Annotated in this window: 14 protein-coding genes; 6 read left to right on the plus strand and 8 right to left on the minus strand. The window is 71.2% G+C overall.

Going from position 1 to position 16,665, the window contains the following annotated elements; genetic code table 11:
- Positions 1–3: 3 nt before the first annotated feature.
- From ACEQ2X_RS18960 to glgC, 6 genes are all read left to right on the plus strand, one after another.
- Entirely contained in the window at positions 4–897 is an 894-nt protein-coding gene (locus ACEQ2X_RS18960) for an ABC transporter ATP-binding protein (RefSeq protein WP_370327422.1), read from the plus strand.
- Positions 894–2,933 (plus strand): long-chain fatty acid--CoA ligase, encoded by a 2,040-nt coding sequence (locus ACEQ2X_RS18965; protein ID WP_370327423.1) that lies wholly within the window; start codon positions 894–896, stop codon positions 2,931–2,933. The genes ACEQ2X_RS18960 and ACEQ2X_RS18965 overlap by 4 nt, the downstream gene beginning before the upstream one ends.
- Positions 2,926–3,813 carry a branched-chain amino acid ABC transporter permease gene (locus ACEQ2X_RS18970; protein WP_370327424.1) on the plus strand — a complete coding sequence of 296 codons (888 nt, stop codon included), beginning with the start codon at positions 2,926–2,928 and terminating at the stop codon, positions 3,811–3,813. The genes ACEQ2X_RS18965 and ACEQ2X_RS18970 overlap by 8 nt, the downstream gene beginning before the upstream one ends.
- Entirely contained in the window at positions 3,806–4,951 is a 1,146-nt protein-coding gene (locus ACEQ2X_RS18975; protein WP_370327425.1) for a branched-chain amino acid ABC transporter permease, read from the plus strand. Before ACEQ2X_RS18970 ends, ACEQ2X_RS18975 begins: the two co-directional genes overlap by 8 nt.
- 137 nt (positions 4,952–5,088) lie before the next feature.
- The gene (locus ACEQ2X_RS18980) at positions 5,089–6,537 is read left to right on the plus strand and encodes an ABC transporter substrate-binding protein (protein ID WP_370327426.1); all 1,449 of its coding nucleotides are present in this window, start codon (positions 5,089–5,091) and stop codon (positions 6,535–6,537) included.
- A 96-nt stretch (positions 6,538–6,633) separates the two neighbouring features.
- Positions 6,634–7,863 carry a glucose-1-phosphate adenylyltransferase gene (gene glgC, locus ACEQ2X_RS18985; protein ID WP_370327427.1) on the plus strand — a complete coding sequence of 410 codons (1,230 nt, stop codon included), beginning with the start codon at positions 6,634–6,636 and terminating at the stop codon, positions 7,861–7,863.
- 38 nt (positions 7,864–7,901) lie between these two features.
- Here glgC and ACEQ2X_RS18990 read toward each other — a convergent pair whose 3' ends face one another.
- From ACEQ2X_RS18990 to ACEQ2X_RS19025, 8 genes are all read right to left on the minus strand, one after another.
- Positions 7,902–8,843: a DUF808 domain-containing protein gene (locus ACEQ2X_RS18990; RefSeq protein WP_370327428.1), complete on the minus strand. Its 942-nt coding sequence runs from the start codon at positions 8,841–8,843 to the stop codon at positions 7,902–7,904.
- Between the two features lie 63 nt (positions 8,844–8,906).
- Entirely contained in the window at positions 8,907–10,640 is a 1,734-nt protein-coding gene (locus ACEQ2X_RS18995; protein ID WP_370327429.1) for a glycerol-3-phosphate dehydrogenase/oxidase, read from the minus strand.
- 46 nt (positions 10,641–10,686) lie between these two features.
- Complete coding sequence (locus ACEQ2X_RS19000) at positions 10,687–11,283, minus strand: HNH endonuclease (RefSeq protein ID WP_370327430.1); 597 nt, start codon at positions 11,281–11,283, stop codon at positions 10,687–10,689.
- Positions 11,284–11,428: 145 nt separating this feature from the next.
- Positions 11,429–12,076 (minus strand): TetR/AcrR family transcriptional regulator, encoded by a 648-nt coding sequence (locus tag ACEQ2X_RS19005; RefSeq protein ID WP_370327431.1) that lies wholly within the window; start codon positions 12,074–12,076, stop codon positions 11,429–11,431.
- A 74-nt stretch (positions 12,077–12,150) separates the two neighbouring features.
- Positions 12,151–13,470 (minus strand): ABC transporter ATP-binding protein, encoded by a 1,320-nt coding sequence (locus tag ACEQ2X_RS19010; protein WP_370327432.1) that lies wholly within the window; start codon positions 13,468–13,470, stop codon positions 12,151–12,153.
- Positions 13,467–14,471, minus strand: coding sequence for an ABC transporter ATP-binding protein (locus ACEQ2X_RS19015; RefSeq protein ID WP_370327433.1), 1,005 nt, complete (start codon positions 14,469–14,471; stop codon positions 13,467–13,469). Before ACEQ2X_RS19015 ends, ACEQ2X_RS19010 begins: the two co-directional genes overlap by 4 nt.
- A gap of 1 nt (position 14,472) precedes the next feature.
- Complete coding sequence (locus ACEQ2X_RS19020) at positions 14,473–15,570, minus strand: ABC transporter permease (protein WP_370327434.1); 1,098 nt, start codon at positions 15,568–15,570, stop codon at positions 14,473–14,475.
- Positions 15,570–16,604: an ABC transporter permease gene (locus ACEQ2X_RS19025; protein ID WP_370327435.1), complete on the minus strand. Its 1,035-nt coding sequence runs from the start codon at positions 16,602–16,604 to the stop codon at positions 15,570–15,572. The genes ACEQ2X_RS19020 and ACEQ2X_RS19025 overlap by 1 nt, the downstream gene beginning before the upstream one ends.
- Between the last annotated feature and the right edge of the window lie 61 nt (positions 16,605–16,665).

The following is a 16,665-nucleotide window of genomic DNA, read 5'->3' on the forward strand; positions in this document are numbered from 1 at the left end:
ACGGTGAGCGCCACGACCGCGGAGACCACGCAGTCGGCCACGTCCGCGCCCACGAGCGCGGCCCCGATCCTCTCCTTCGACGCGGTGCGCCTGTCCTTCTCCGGCGTCACGGCCATCGACGGGGTCTCCTTCACCGTCGGGCCGAAGGAGCTGTTCGCCATCATCGGGCCGAACGGCGCCGGCAAGACGTCCATCTTCAACGTCCTGTCGGGGGTGTACCGACCTCAGGAGGGCGCGGTCACCTTCCGCGGCGAGTCGATCCTCGGCCTCTCCCCCCACCAGGTCGCCGAACGGGGGCTGGCGCGGACGTTCCAGAACATCGAGCTGTTCAGCAACCTGACCGTCCTCGACAACCTGATGCTGGGCCGCCACCAGAAGATCGGGTACGGCTTCCTCGCGAGCATGCTCTACGTGGGCCGTGCCCGCCGGGAGGAAATTGCCAACCGGGCGGTCGTCGAGGACATCGTCGATTTCCTCGAGATCGAGCAGTACCGGAAGATGCCCGTGGGGCTCCTCCCCTACGGCATCCAGAAGCGCATCGAGCTGGGCCGAGCGCTCGCGATGGAGCCGAAGCTGCTGCTGCTCGACGAGCCGGTCGCCGGCATGAACGTCGAGGAGACCGAGGACATGGCCCGGTTCATCCTCGACATCCGCGACGAGCTCGACATCCCGATGATCCTGGTCGAGCACGACATGGGACTGGTCATGGACCTCGCGGACCGCGTGATGGTCGTCGACTTCGGCCAGCACGTCGCGACCGGACCGCCCGCCGAGGTCCAGTCCAACCCCGACGTGATCCGGGCCTACCTGGGCTCGAGCGACTCGGCCGCCGCGAGCACCCCGGACACGAGCACCCCGGACGTCAGCTCCACCGCCAAAACGGAGGACCCCCAGTGAGCCCCTTCCCCGCCATGCCGACCGGCGCCGGCCTGCCGTTCGCGAGCGTCGCCGAGTCGACCCTCACCCGCCCCGACGCCGGTGAGGGGACGACCACGACGGCGAGCCGCATCCGCGACTGGGCGGCCCGTCGCCCCGACGCCGTCGCGATGCGCGAGAAGGAGTTCGGGATCTGGCAGGAGATCACCTGGGCGCAGTACTGGGACGCCGTCCAGGACGTGGCCCACGGGCTGATGGCCCTCGGGGTCGAACCCGGTGACCGGGTCGCGATCCACGCGGAGAACCGCACCGAGTGGCTCTACACCGACCTCGCCACGGTCGCGTGCCGGGCCATCACGGTCGGGCTGTACCCCACGAACCCCGCGGACGAGGTCCGCTACCTGCTGAGCGACTCCGGCTCGAAGGTGCTGGTGGCCGAGGACCAGGAGCAGGTGGACAAGGCCCTCGAGGTCGCCGACGACCTGCCGGACCTGCGCCACATCATCTACCTCGAGCCGCGCGGCATCCGCCACCGCTACGACGACCCGCGCCTCATCTCCTGGACCGACTTCCTGGCCCGCGGCGCCGAGCACCGGGCCGCCGACTCCGGTGAGCTGGCGAGGCGGATGGCCGAGGCGCAGCCCGACGACGTGATGACCCTGGTCTACACGTCGGGCACGACCGGACCGCCGAAGGGCGTGATGCTGACCGTCGCGAACGCCGAGTTCGCCATCGACGTGCTCGTGACCGGTGGCGGCTTCACCGACCCGCCCCCGAGCGACGACGACCTGATCCTCTCCTACCTGCCCCTGTGCCACGTCGCGGAGCGGATCTTCACGATCTGGTTCAACGCCGCGGTCGGCGTGCAGGTGAACTTCGCCGAGTCGATCGAGACGGTGCAGCAGAACCTGAAGGAGGTCCAGCCGACCATCCTGTTCGCGGTGCCGCGCATCTGGGAGAAGATCCTCGCCGGCATCAACATCCGCATGCAGGGCGCGAGTCGCGTCAAGCGGGCCACGTTCCGCTTCTGGATGCGGATCGCCGACCGCATCGGCGACCAGCTGGTCGCGAACGGCGGCACGCACACCACCAGCACCCGCCTGCTGTACGCAGTCGGCTGGCTGTTCATGTTCCGCGCCCTCCGGGAGCGCATCGGCATGCGCCGGGTGCGCTACGCCGCCTCCGGCGCGGCACCGATCGCACCCGAGGTCCTCAAGTTCTTCATGGGCATCGGCGTGCCGATGCACGAGGTCTACGGGATGAGCGAGAACTCCGCCGTGGCGACGGGCAACAAGCCGGGGCGGATCAAGCTCGGCACGGTCGGGGAGCCGCACGACCGCGTCGAGGTGCAGCTCGACCCGGACACCAACGAGATCCTCACCCGCCACCCCGGCACCTTCGCCGGGTACTGGGGCAAGCCGGAGGCCACCGCCAAGGTCATGACCGACGACGGCTGGCTGCGGACCGGTGACGTCGGCGAGTGGGTCGACGGCACGCACCTGAAGATCGTCGACCGCATCAAGGACATCATCATCACGGCGGGCGGCAAGAACATCTCCCCCAGCGAGATCGAGAACTCGCTGAAGGCCTCGGAGTACATCAAGGAGGCCGTCGTCATCGGCGACCGCCGCAAGTACCTCACCGCGCTGATCGGCATCGAGCTCGACACCGTCGGCGACTGGGCCCAGCGCAGGGGCATCCCCTACACGACCTACCGGGACCTGTCGGAGAAGCCGGAGGTCGTGGCCCTGGTCGCGGATCTCGTGGAGAAGACCAACGCGAAGTTCGCCCGGGTGGAGGGGATCAAGAAGTTCCGCATGCTCCCGAAGGAGCTCGACCACGAGGACGGCGAGATGACCGCCACCCAGAAGGTCAAGCGGTCCGCCCTCTACGACATCTTCACCGACCTGGTGGAGGGGATGTACGACGGCCCCGCCAGCGGGGTCGGCGCCGACGGCACGCAGTACGTCGCCGCGGACGCACCCGCGGCCGCCCCGGAACCGGCCAACCCCCTGGCTGCCGACGGCGACGCGGGGAAGGCCTACGGCGGTGAGTGAGTTCCTCCAAGCCGTCAGCGCAGGGCTCGGCAACGGGTCGATCTACGCGCTGATCGCCCTCGGGTTCGTCATCATCTACAAGTCGACCCTGGTGGTCAGCTTCGCCCAGCCGGCGCTGATGATCACGGGTGGCCTGTTCATGGTCTTCCTGAACGGCGCGATCGGGTTCTGGCCTGCGCTCGCCGTCGCGGTCATCGGCACCGCGGCGATCGCGATGACCGCCGAGCGGGTCGCGCTCCGGCCGATGATCGGCGAGCCGGTCTTCGTCGTCGCGATCATCACGATCGGCATCGACATCGTCCTGCGGGTCGTCCAGAACCGGCTCATCGGCACCAACCTCCGCTACGTCGGCGACCCGTGGGGGCTCGCCAGCATCGACGTCGGCGGGGTGCTCGTGTACCAGCGCGACATCGCGCGGCTGGTGGCGACGCTGATCATCGTCGGCATCCTCTTCGCGTTCTTCAAGTACAGCCGCTTCGGGCTGGGCATGCGGGCGGCGGCCTTCGACCAGGAGACCGCGCTCGCGCAGGGCATCAACGTCGGGCGGGTCTTCGCCGTCTCCTGGGGCATCGCCGGCGCCCTCGCCGCGGTGGCCGGCATGTTCGTCGACGGCGGGTCCGGCATCAGCCAGCAGACCTGGATCATCGCCCTGAAGGCCCTGCCGGCGATCATCATCGGCGGGCTCGACTCCGTCGGCGGGGCCGTGCTGGGCGGCCTGGCCGTCGGGCTGGTGGAGGCCCTCGTCGGCACCTACCAGGCCGAGTACATGCCGTGGCTCGGCAACAACTTCGCGCCCGTGTCCCCCTACGTCCTGCTGCTCATCGTCCTGATCATCAGGCCCTACGGCCTGTTCGGCACCCCGGAGGTCGAGCGTGTTTGATCTGGTCTCGGGCTCGCTGCTCGGCGGGTCGGGCGTGGGCAAGCGCCCGGAGCTGTACACGTCCTACGACGCGGACATGGCGCTGTTCAACACCCGCGCCAAGGCCGTCGGGGTGTACGCCCTCCTCGCGGCGACCGCGCTCCTCCCCTTCGTGCTCACCGACGAGCTCCTCGTGCTGCTGTCCCAGGCGTTCGGGCTGGCGATCGGCGCGATCGGGCTGAACCTCGTCACCGGGTACGCCGGCCAGGTGTCCCTCGGCCACGCGTTCTTCGTGGGGCTCGGCGCGTTCACCGCCGCCGCGCTGAGCGGCGACCCGGAGGGCCGCACCCTCGGGCTCGGACTTCCCATGGCCGTCTGGCTCCCCGCGGCCGCGCTGCTCCCCGCGCTCGTCGGCGCGCTGGTGGCGCCGCTGGCTACCCGGCTGCGGGGCCTCTACCTGGCGATCGTCACCCTCGGGCTCGTGTTCCTGGGCGACCACTTCTTCCGCGAGATCGAGTTCATCACCGGTGGGTTCGGCGTCGGCCGGCCGGGTGTGCAGGCGTCGATCTTCGGCATCTCCATCACCGGCAACGGGCCGTCGTTCACCGGCCAGCAGAAGACCTTCTGGTACGCCCTCGCCATCCTCGTGGTCGTCGCCCTCCTGGGGCGCAACATCGCGCGGAGCGCGGTCGGGCGGGCGTTCCAGGCGGTCCGGGACCGCGACATCGCCGCCGAGGTCATCGGCGTGCAGGTCTTCCGCCAGAAGGTCCTCGCGTTCACCGTCTCCTCGGCCTTCGCCGGGATCGCGGGCGCGGTCCTGTACACCATCACCCGCCAGATCGTCCCCGAGGCGTTCAACCTCCAGCTCAGCGTCGAGTTCATCGCGATGATCCTCATCGGCGGCGCATCGACGATCAGCGGATCCATCGCGGGAGCGGTGTTCCTGACCGTCGTCCTGCGGCTCGCCGAGGAGCTCAGCCGCTGGACCTCCTTCATCCCGCCGCCCGGTCAGGCCGGCGGCCTCCTCAACACCGCGCAGGTGTCCACCATCCTCTACGGGTTCCTGATCGTCGGCTTCCTGCTGTTCGAGCCGCGCGGCCTGTTCGGGGTCTGGATCCGCATCCGCAACTACTGGAAGGGCTGGCCCTTCAGCTACTGAGCCGCCCCGCGGCTCGGAAGTTGGGACCCGGTCCCAGACGACTTCGCAGAGATATCCCATCCCCTCGTCCTACATCGGTAGTAGGTTGCACCCACGTGGCGGTGGAGGGAACCGCCGGAACACAAGGAGCTCGAACGATGAGGTTGCACTCGCGTTGGACCACGTTGGTCCTGATGCTCGCGCTGCTGTCGCTGCTCGCGACCGCCTGCCGCGGGTCCGATGACGACGGGGCGGAGGGCGGCGACGCCGATGCCACGGAGGACACCGCCGCCGAGGAGGAGGAGCCGGCCGAGGAGGAGCCCGCCCCCACCGAGGAGGAACCCGCGGCCACCGAGGAGGAGCCCGCGGCCACCGAGGACGAGGGAGGGGAGGCGCCAGCCGGTGACGTCACCTTCGACGTGGGTGTGACCGAGGAGGCCTGCCCCGACGCGGTCAACCCCGACAACGGCTGCATCTACCTCGGGACGCTGTCAGACCTGACCGTCGGGCCCTTCGCCGCGCTGGCCGTGCCGATCACCGACGCGCAGGCCGCGTTCTGGAACCGCGTGAACGAGGAGGGCGGCGTCGGCGGGTTCGACGTCAACGTCAGCGAGTACGTCCGCGACAACCAGTACAGCCCGGACGTCCACTCCCAGCTGTACGAGGAGATCAAGGGCGAGGTCCTGGCGCTGGCCCAGACCCTCGGCTCCCCCACCACCTTCGCGATCCTCGACGACATGGAGGCGAACGACGTGGTCGGGGCCCCGGCGTCGTGGACCTCCGCGTGGCTGTTCAGCGACGTCATCGTCGAGTCCGGTGGCACCTACTGCGTCGAGTCGATGAACGGCCTCGACTACCTCGCGAACGAGGGGGGTGCGGAGATCGGCACGGTCATGGCCGTCCACTACCCCGGTGACTACGGCGACGACGGCGCGGCCGGGGCCCGCATCTGGGCCGAGCAGAACGGCGCGGAGTTCATCGACGTGCCGAGCACGCCAGGCCAGGACAACCAGGGCGAGGCGATCGGCCAGATCGTCGGGCAGTCGCCCGACGCGGTCATCATCACCACCGGTCCGGCCGAGGCCGGCACGCTGGTCGGCCAGGCGGCCGCCCAGGGCTTCCAGGGCCGCTTCATCTTCAACGGCCCCGCCTGGAACCCGGCGCTGCTGCAGTCCCCGGCCGCACCCGCGGTCGAGGCGCAGGTGATCGTCGCCGGTCCGTGGCAGCCGTTCGAGTCCGACACGCCGGGCCACCAGGCGATGCGCGACGCGCTCGGCGACGTCGAGGGCAACGACGGCTACACCTCGGGGTGGGCGTGGTCCTACCCGCTGCTGGCCGTGCTCGAGCAGGCCGCCGAGAACGGCGACCTGACCCGCGCCGGCCTCCGCGAGGCCATCAGCCAGATCACCGAGGTCGACTACGAGGGCATGCTGCCCGAGGGCGCCGGCAACCTGTCCGGTGACCCGAACGGGTCCGCGGTCCGGATCTCCTCCATCGGGACGCCCAGCACCGAGGTCGGCAGCGGCCTCGAGAGCACCGGCTTCTACGAGGGTGAGACCGCCGCCGCGTTCGAGTTCGGCGACGTCCCCTGCTACGAGGCCGGCTGACCCGCCGACCGACCACCTGACCACCGCGACGCCGTCCCCACACCGGGGGCGGCGTCCGGCGTTGGAGGCCCAGGTCCCTGGGGTAGGGTCCCGGCCATGCGGAACTCGAAGGTCCTGGCCATGGTCCTCGCCGGCGGCGAGGGGAAGCGCCTCGCCCCCCTGACGCGGGACCGGGCGAAGCCGGCGGTCCCCTTCGCGGGGATGTACCGCATCATCGACTTCGTCCTGTCGAACCTGGTCAACGCGGACTTCACCCGCATCGTCGTGCTGACCCAGTACAAGAGCCACAGCCTGGACATCCACCTGAACCAGACGTGGCGGCTCTCGCCCCTCCTCGGCCACTACGTCACCCCGGTCCCGGCCCAGATGCGTCGTGGGAAGCACTGGTACGCCGGATCAGCTGACGCGATCTACCAGAACCTCAACATCATCGGCGACGAGAAGCCCGACCACGTCATCGTGTTCGGCGCCGACCACATCTACCGGATGAACCCGCGGCAGATGCTGCGCCAGCACATCGAGTCCGGCGCCGGCGTCACGGTCGCCGGCATCCGGGTCCCCCTCGACGAGGCGACGGCGTTCGGCGTGATCGAACCGGCGGAGGACGGCCGGAGGATCGCCGGGTGGCTCGAGAAGCCCGACGACCCGCCGCCCACGAACGACGACCCGGAGATGGCGTACGCCTCGATGGGGAACTACATCTTCTCGACCGACGCGCTGGTCGAGGCCGTCCGCCGGGACGCGAAGGACGAGGGGTCCGACAACGACCTCGGCGGCGACATCATCCCCTACCTCGTCGACAAGGGCGAGGCGGCGGTCTACGACTTCTCCGCCAACTCCTGGCCCGGTCAGACCGATGCGGACAAGGGCTACTGGCGCGACGTCGGGACCATCCGCGCCTACATGGACGCCTCCCTCGACCTGGTCAGCATCAACCCGACGCTGAACCTCTACAACGAGCGCTGGCCGATCCTCACCTGGATGCCCCCGCGGGCGCCCGCCAAGTTCGTCCACGCCGAGGAGGACCGGACCGGGCGGGCGGTCAACTCGATGGTGTGCCCCGGCGTGGTCGTGTCCGGCGGCAGCGTGTCCGGCAGCATCCTGTCTCCCGGCGTCCACGTGCACAGCTTCTCCGAGGTCACCGACTCGGTGCTGATGCACGGCGTCAACGTCGGCCGCCACGCGATCATCCGCAACGCGATCATCGACAAGAACGTCAACGTCCCCGCGGGGGCCCGCATCGGCGTCGACCTCGAGGCCGACCGCGAGCGCTTCACCGTCACCGACGACGGCATCGTCGTGATCGGCAAGAACACCAGGCTGTAGCGCCTACGGCGCCGCCGGCCCCGGACGGGCGTGGACCGTCAGTGCGCGGCGACCCCGTCGCCCCGGCGGGACGTCCAGGCCTGCTGGGCGGCGACCAGCGGGATGCCGACGATCAGGCCGAGGATGGCCGAGGCGATGGTGTTGACGATCCAGGCGAGGATCCCGCCGGCGCCGTCGACGGCCTCGCGGATCGCCTCCTCCCAGCCGTGCACCAGGTCGTACGGGGCGTGGAACCCGAGCTCGTCGAGGCCGATCAGCTCGATGTGCCCGCCGACCCACAGCATGGCGGCGGTGCCGATGATGGACAGGGCGGTCAGGACGCGCGGCATCGCCGTCACGAGCGAGCGCCCCAGCCTCGCCGACGCCCCCTCCCCGGAGGAGGCCAGCCGCACGCCGACGTCGTCCATCTTCACGATCAGGGCGACCGCGCCGTAGACCACGACGGTGATGGCGATCGCGACGATGACGAGGATCGCGAGGCGGCTGAGGAACCCCTCCTCGGCCACCTCGTTGAGGGCGATGACCATGATCTCAGCCGACAGGATCAGGTCGGTGCGGATCGCCCCGGCGACGACGGTGTCCTCCGACGGGGGCTCGTCTCCCTCCTCCCCGCCGTGCCCGTGCCCGCTGATCGCGCCCCAGATCTTGTGGACGGCCTCGTAGCACAGGTAGGCGCCGCCGACCATCAGGATCGGGGTCAGCAACCCGGGCAGGAACTCGCTGAGCAGCAGCGCGGCCGGGAGGATGATCAGCAGCTTGTTGCGGAACGACCCGACCGCGATCCGCTTGATGATCGGCAGCTCGCGCTCGGCTGCCAGGCCGTGGACGTACTGCGGGGTGACGGCGGCGTCGTCGATGACCACGCCGGCGGCCTTCGTCGCCGCCCGGCCGGCGGCGGCGCCCACGTCGTCGATCGAGGCCGCCGCCAGCCGCGCGAGGGCGGCGACGTCGTCCAGCAGGCCGAACAGCCCGCCGGCCATCAGCGGACCCCGCCGTCGGAGGGGGCGGGGGTGGGCACAGCAGCGCGGTCCATCGGGGGGAGGTTAACCGCTCGTCGGCGTGCTGGCGGCACCGGTGCGCACGTCCGGCGCGCCGAGCCGTGCGGCGTCCGCCGTGCGGTCGTCTGCCTGTGCCTGGGAGTCCCGCTCGGCCTCGACGCGGGCGCGGTAGTGCCACAGCTCCCGCTCGACGTCGTCGTCGTCCCACCCGAGCACCGGGGCGACCACGTCGATGACCGACTCGGCCGCGCGGATGCCGCGGTCGAAGGTCTCGATCGAGATCCGCGTGCGGCGGGTGAGCAGGTCGTCGAGGTGGAGCATCCCCTCCCACGCCGCTGCGTACCACGCCTCCACCAGCAGGTGGTCCGGGGCGCCGGGGATCGGCTCGGCCAGCTCCGGGCGGTCCGCGACCTCGTCGAGCAGCCGCGTGATCTCCGAGCCGTAGCGGCGCAGCAGGTGCTCGATGCGGGCCACGTGCAGGCCTGACGCGGTCGCCAGCGCCTCACGGCGGTTCCACATCGCGTGGTAGCCGTCCGCGCCGATCAGCGGCAGGTGGTCGGTGGGCGACGGCGGGACCGCGCGGTCCAGCCCGCGGGCGGCGGCGTCGACGGCGTCGGCCGCCATCACGCGGTACGTCGTGTACTTGCCGCCGGCGACGGTCAGCATGCCCGACACGCCCTGGACGACCGCGTGCTCGCGGGACAGCTTCGACGTGGCCTCGGACTCCCCCGACAGCAGCGGGCGCAGGCCGGCGTACACGCCCTCGACGTCCGCGCGGGTCAGCGGCACGTTCAGCCACTTGTTGGCCTCGCCGAGCAGGTAGTCGATGTCCGCGGCCGACGCCGCGGGATGGGCCTTGTCGAGCTCCCAGTCGGTGTCGGTCGTCCCGATGATCCAGTGGCGGGTGTGGGGCGGCGCCATCCACGGGATGACGAACAGCACGCTCGAGGCGGTGCGGGTGATGAAGCCCGCATCGGAGTGGATGCGGTCGCGCGGAACCACCAGGTGGATGCCCTTGGACGCCCGGACCTTGATGCGCCCCCGCCCCACGAGGGACTGCACGTCGTCGGTCCACACCCCAGTCGCGTTGATCACCTGCCGGGCGCGGACGGTGAACTCGTCTCCGCCCTCGAGGTCGCGGACGACGGCACCGACCACCCGCTCGCCCTCGGTCGCGAGGTCCACCACCCGGGCGGAGTTGGCGATCAGCGCGCCGTGGCGCGCCGCGGTGCGGGCCACCGCGAGGGTGTGGCGGGCGTCGTCGACCTGCGCGTCGTGGTACCGGATGGCCCCGACGAGGGCCTCTGCTCGCAGGGACGGGGCGATCTCGAGGGTCTTGCGGCGGCTGAGGTGGCGGTGGCGCGGCATGCCCGTGCGGCCGGCCATCAGGTCGTACAGCGCGATGCCCGCGCCGACGTACGCGCGCTCCCAGACCGGGTGGGCGAGGGGGTAGAGGAACGGGATGGGCCGGACGAGGTGCGGGCACAGCCGGTCGAGCATCAGCGTCCGCTCCCCCAGCGCCTCGTGCACCAGGGCGAAGTTGAGCTGCTCGAGGTACCGCAGGCCGCCGTGGATCAGCTTGCTCGACCGGCTGGACGTGCCCGCGGCGTAGTCCCGCGCCTCCACCAGCCCGACCGACAGGCCGCGGGAGGCCGCGTCGAGCGCGGTCCCGGCGCCCGTCACCCCTCCCCCGATGACGAGGACGTCGAGCTGCTCGGTGGCGAGGCGGCGCAGCGTCGCGCGGCGCACCTCCGGTGACAGGCGGCCGTCAGCGGGCACGGGGCACCTCACGCAGCTGCATGCGCCCGCAGCCTAGCCACGCCCGTCACGCGGCGGTGAGGACGTCACCCAGGTAGGTCTCCCACTCCGGGCGGACGGTCCCGACCGCGACGACCATCCAGAAGGCGGCCTTCGGCGCGAACGGCCGGCGGGTGAGGGACATCCCCGCCTCGCCGGGCGTGCGATCGCCCTTCTTCGAGTTGCACCGCATGCACGCGGCGACCACGTTCTCCCACTCGTGCGCGCCGCTGCGGCTCCGGGGGTGGACGTGGTCGATGTTCTCTGCGGGACGGCCGCAGTACTGGCACGTGTGGCCGTCGCGTATGAACACCCCGCGGCGGGTCAGCGTGGCGCGACGTCGGTACGGGACGCGGACGTAGCGCCGGAGCCTGACCACCGACGGGCTGGACATCTCCAGGTGCTCGCTGCGGTACAGGGTGCCCCCGACGTGGAGGATCTCGGCCTTGCCGGTGAGGGTCAGGACCAGCGCCCGGCGGGCCGGGACCACGCAGAGAGGCTCCATCGAGGCGTTGAGGACCAGCGACTTCTGGGGCTCCGCTCCCCGCCGGCACGTGGCCGCGGGCGGCCCGATCCGCCCCGGGATGTCCGGGGAGGTGGGTGGCGGGGTGAGGAGCGCGCTCAAGGGACCTCCGACCCCCTCGGCTGGTGCGCGAGCCCACCGGGCGGCGGGCTCGGACAGCGTCGCGGGCCGCGCCCAACGTACCCCGGTCGGGAGGGGGGAGCCATCAACAGCCGACGCCCCGCCCGGGTTCCCCGCGCAGCGGCCGTCAGGTGCGGTGGGCATCACCGAGCGCGGTCAGGTCCATCACGTCGAAGCCGGCGAGGCTGTTGATCGTGCTGCCCCAGACCAGCACGAGGCTGTCGAGTGCGGACTCCCGGTCGTAGGCGTCGCCGAGCACGAAGTGGCAGTACGCGAAGTGCTCGACCATGGCGGCCAGGGCGGCGGCGATCGACGCGGGCGGTGGCACCTGCCCGCGTCGGCCCGACACCAGCAGCACCCCCTCGACCTGCTCGGTGATCCGGTCGACGAAGCGCTGGCGCAGGTCGAGGTACAGCGCGCCGAACTCCGGGTCCTCCCGCGACGCCTGCATCCAGGTGTGCATGACGGGGGCGTCACCTTCGTAGGTGTCGAGGAACCCGCCGATGACCTTCTGGAGGGCGGTCTTGACGTCCTCGCCCTCCCACGGCTGGCTGACCAGCTCGATGAACGCCGCCATCGTGTCGGTCACCAGGTCGACGAGGACGGCGTTGCGGTTCTCGTAGTAGGTGTAGAAGGTGCCGTGGCTGACGCCGGCCCGCTCGGCGATGTCCTGCACCCGGGTGCCCTGCCAGCCGAGCTCGTCGAACGCCTCACGCGCCGCAGCCCGGAGGCGTTCACGCGTCCGGGCTGCACGAGACGTCTTGGCAGGTGCCACGCAGCCGATCCTGCCAGTCCCCGAGCCGGCGGCCAAGGGACCTGACATGCGTGTCAGGTCCGGCGCACGCCCGGTCAGGTCGACTCGCGGGGGACGATCCCGTGCAGGTGGCAGGCGACCATGCGCCCCTCGACGGGCTGGAGGGCGGGGGCCGGGCCGTCGCCGAAGCGCACGACGACGTCGCCGCCGTCGGTCGTGATGTCGGTCACGGCGGTGAAGATCCGGTGCTCCCCGGTGGTGCGGAGCGACTCGAGGAGCGCGAGCAGGTCGCGGTCCTCTCCGGCGGTGAACCGGGCGGTGTGCCGGTCGACCTCGACGGCGGTCAACGGGCCCGTCGCGGCGATCTCCCGCTCGAAGGTCGCCACGTCGGTCTCGGTCCAACGCCGCTCGAGGAAGTCGACAAGGTCCGCGCCCTCCCAGCCGCACGGCTCGAACCCGCGGGGGCACCGGGGGTGGAACTGGCACCCGGCCGGCGGATCGAGCGCATCGGGGATCTCACCGACCGGCAGCTGCTTGTCACGGCCCTTCCGGGAGGGGTCGGGCAGGGGCACGGCGCCGAGCAGCGCGTCGGTGTAGGGGTGCTGGGGATCATCGTAGATCGCCGCCGCGTCGCCCCACTCGACCAGCTCACCCAGGTACATGATCCCGATCTGGTCGCACACGAACCGGCCGCTGGTCAGGTCGTGGGTGATGTACAGGTAGGTCAGGCCGAGCTGCTCCTTCAGGTCGAGCATCAGCTCGAGCACCTTCGCCCGGACGCTCATGTCGAGCGCGGCGACCGGCTCGTCCGCGACGACCAGCTCCGGCTCGGTGATCAGCGTGCGGGCGATCACCACCCGCTGCTTCTGGCCGCCGCTCACGTCCTCGGGGTAGGTGTCGAGGTAGCGCTCGGCGGGGGTCAGACCGCAGCGCTCCAGCATCTCGGCCACACGGCGGCGGACCTCGGCGCGGTCGGTGGCGATGCCGTGGATCCGCAGGGGGTGGCCGACGCCCTGGACGATCGTCATCGCCGGGTTCAGCGACGCGTTCGGGTCCTGGAACACCATGCCCATCCGGCGGCGCAGCGGTCGGAACTCCCGCTCGGGGATGGCGGCGAGGTCGATGCCGCGCCACCACACATGGCCGGCGGTGGCCGGGGCCAGGCCCAGGATGGTGCGGCCGAGCGTCGTCTTGCCCGACCCCGACTCGCCGACCAGGCCGAAGATGTCGCCCTTGCGGAGGTCGAACGTGACGTCGTCGACGGCCTTCACGACCTGGGGCGCACCCCGGCGGAACAGGCCGCCGCCCTGGCCGAAGTGGGTCTGGAGCCCGCGGACGCGCAGCAGGATGCCGTCCTCCTCGGTCGTGTCACGTCCGGCCAGGTCCTGGTCGGCCAGGGCGGTCCTCTCGCTCATGACGCGACCTCGGTCCGGGCGGGGTACGCGGTCGGGTGCAGCAGGCAGGCCGCCCGCGTCGCCGGGGTGACCTGGCCGAGGACCGGGTCCACGACCGGGCAGTCCTCGAAGCGCTGGTCGCACCGCGGCGCGAACCGGCAGCCGTCCGGCGGGTCGATCAGGTTGGGCGGGGACCCGTCGATCGAGGCCAGCTCGGTGGTGTCGACCGAGATGACGCTGCGGAGCAGCCCCTGGGTGTAGGGGTGCGCCGGGGCGGCGAACACCTCCTCGACCGGCCCGATCTCCACGATCCGGCCCGCGTACATCACCGCCACGCGGTCGCAGGTCTCCGCGACGATGCCGAGGTTGTGGGTGATGAGGATCAGGCCGACCTCCTCGTCGCTGCGCAGGCGGTCGAGCAGGTCGAGGATCTGGGCCTCCACGATCACGTCGAGCGCGGTCGTCGGCTCGTCGGCGATCACGACCGCCGGCTGCATCACGATGCCGAGGGCGATCATGATCCGCTGGCGCATGCCGCCGGAGAACTCGTGGGGGTAGTTGTCGGCGCGCGTCGGCGGGATCCCCATGTTGGCGAGCGCCTCGCGGGCCATCCGGCGGGCATCGGCCTTGGGCGTGCGGGGCCGGTGGGCGCGGATCGCCTCGACGAAGTGGTCCGAGACCTTCATCAGCGGGTCGAGACGGGTCATGGGCTCCTGGAAGACCAGCGACATGCGGTCGCCGCGGACCCGGCGGAGGGTCCGCGCGGACGTGCCGACCAGCTCCTCGCCGTCGAGGACGACCGAGCCGGACATCTCCGCGCCGGGCGGGAGCAGCTGCATCAGCGCCTTGCCCATCGTCGACTTGCCGCAGCCGGACTCGCCGACCACGCCGAGGGACTCGCCGCGCGCGAGGTCGAAGGACACCCCGTCGACCGCGCCGAGCATGCCGCCCGGCGTGGCGTAGGCCACGTGGAGGTCGCGGACGCTGAGGGCGGCCTCACCGCCCGAGGAGGTGGGGGCCACGTCAGCGATCCCCTGCGCCCGTCCCGGCGGTGCTGCCGGCGTCGGCGGCCGGCCCCTCGTCGCGGGTCAGCGGCCCGTCGTACGCGGCGTCGCGCGTGCGCTCCCCCGCGAGCGCCATCGCCTCGCGGGCGCGCACCTTCACCTTCCCCTTGTAGCCCTTGACGCGCAGCAGCGGGTTCACGATGTCGTTGAGCCCCTCCCCCATCAACGTCAGGCCCGTCACGAGGACGGTGATGGCCAGTCCCGGCCAGAACGACGTCCACCAGAAGCCGCTGACCGCGTCGCCGAGCGCCTGGGAGACGTCGAGGCCCCACTCGGCGGAGGGGAACTGGATGCCGTAGCCGAGGAAGCCGAGGGACGCCATCGTCAGGACCGCGTCGGCGGCGTTCAGGGTGAACAGGACCGGGATCGAGCTGACCACGTTGAAGAAGATGTAGCGGCTCATGATCGTCCGCGGCTTGGCGCCGAGGGAGCGCGCCGCCTCGACGAACGGCTCCTCCTTCACGCTCAGGGTGTGGTTGCGGATGACCCTGAAGTACTGCGGGACGTAGACGGTCCCGACGCTGATCGCCGCCGGGGCGAAGGGGGCGTCGATGCCGATCTCCTCGAGCCTCGTGCGCAGCACGAAGGCGACCATGATGGCGAGGAGGAGGGACGGGAAGGCGTAGATCGTGTCCATCACCATCACGAGGACCCGGTCGACCTTGCCGCCGACGTACCCGCTGAACAGCCCGAGGGGCACCCCGATGAACATGGCGAACGCGGTCGCGAAGATGACCACCGCGAAGGCGATGCGGGACCCGATGATCACGCGGCTGAGCACGTCGAAGCGCGAGTCGGTCGTGCCGAAGGGGTGCTCGGAGGACGGCTCCCCGCGGCGCGGGATCTGCTCCTCGACGTCGCCGATGCAGGCGCGGTTCTCGGGGTTGTAGATCGCGTCGCTGCAGTACTGCGCCTCCTCGTACGGCGCGATGGTGCCGCTGAAGACGGCGAGGACGCCGAAGGACGCGACGATCAGGAAACCGGTCACGACCAGCCAGCGGGCCCCGCGGTTCGCGCGGCGCCACGGGCGGAGGGCCTTCTCGACGCGGGCGCGCATCAGTACCTCACCCGCGGGTCGATCAGGCCGTGGATGACGTCGATGAGCAGGCTGACCGCGACGATCACGATGGCGATGACGGTCACCAGCCCCTGCACGCCGACGTAGTCCCTGGCGTTGATGAAGTCGACGAGCTTCGTCCCCATGCCGGGCCAGGAGAACGTCGTCTCGGTCAGGATCGCGCCGCCGAGCAGCAGGGCGAACTGCAGGCCCATGATGGTGATGACGGGGACGAGGGCGTTCTTGAACGCGTGGCGGAAGAGGACCGGCCGGTCCCGCACGCCACGGGCGTGGGCGGACTCGACGTAGTCCGCGCGGAGGGTCTGGAGCATGTTGACCCGCACCATCCTGACGAAGACGCCGGAGATGACCAGGCCGAGGGTCACGCCGGGCAGGATCAGGTGCTCGAGCGCGGCGAGGGTGAACTCGGAGTTCCCCGCCAGCAGCCCGTCCAGGACGTAGAAGCCGGTCGGCCCGTCCACCGGCGCGATCCGTGCGGAGATCCGGTTGCCGGTGGGCAGCCACCCCAACCCGTTCGAGAACACCAGCTGGGCCTGGATGCCCAGCCAGAAGACCGGCAGGGAGTACGCCACGATCCCGAACAGGCGCCCGCCGACGTCGAGGGGGGTGTCGCGGTACCGCGCGGAGAACGACCCGACCACGATGCCGACCGGGATGGCGACGAGCATCGCGAAGAGGGACAGCTCGAGCGTCGCCGGGACGAGGTCGCCGACCAGCTCGCCGACGCTGCGGGCCTCGGTGACGGGCTGGCCGAAGTCGCCCTGGACGATGTCGCCGAGGTAGCCGACGTACTGGACCAGGATCGGCTCGTTCAGGCCCGACGCCTCGCGGACCTGCTCGATCCGCTCGGGCGTCGCCCGACCGCCGAGCGCCACCGTGACCGGGTCGCCGGGGAGGATCCGCAGCAGCACGAACAGGAGCGTCAGGAGGAGCAGCAGGAACAGCGGCGCGAGCGCCACCCGCGTCAGGATGTAGCGCCGCAGCCCCGCCGATGAGGAGCTGGTCGAAGCCATCGAGGTCTCAGTCTTCCACAGGTCCGGTGAACGACGTCGGCCGGGCACGCGGGGTGCCCGG

Source organism: Euzebya sp., assembly GCF_964222135.1.
Taxonomy (GTDB): domain Bacteria; phylum Actinomycetota; class Nitriliruptoria; order Euzebyales; family Euzebyaceae; genus Euzebya.

What these genes read in the sequence shown, in the direction of transcription:
- ACEQ2X_RS19020 (WP_370327434.1), bottom strand. Translation starts at nt 15,570, where the DNA reads ATGCGCGCCCGCGTCGAGAAGGCCCTCCGCCCGTGGCGCCGCGCGAAC.
- ACEQ2X_RS19025 (WP_370327435.1), bottom strand. Translation starts at nt 16,604, where the DNA reads ATGGCTTCGACCAGCTCCTCATCGGCGGGGCTGCGGCGCTACATCCTG.
- ACEQ2X_RS18980 (WP_370327426.1), top strand. Translation starts at nt 5,089, where the DNA reads ATGAGGTTGCACTCGCGTTGGACCACGTTGGTCCTGATGCTCGCGCTG.
- ACEQ2X_RS18990 (WP_370327428.1), bottom strand. Translation starts at nt 8,843, where the DNA reads ATGGCCGGCGGGCTGTTCGGCCTGCTGGACGACGTCGCCGCCCTCGCG.
- glgC (WP_370327427.1), top strand. Translation starts at nt 6,634, where the DNA reads ATGCGGAACTCGAAGGTCCTGGCCATGGTCCTCGCCGGCGGCGAGGGG.
- ACEQ2X_RS19010 (WP_370327432.1), bottom strand. Translation starts at nt 13,470, where the DNA reads ATGAGCGAGAGGACCGCCCTGGCCGACCAGGACCTGGCCGGACGTGAC.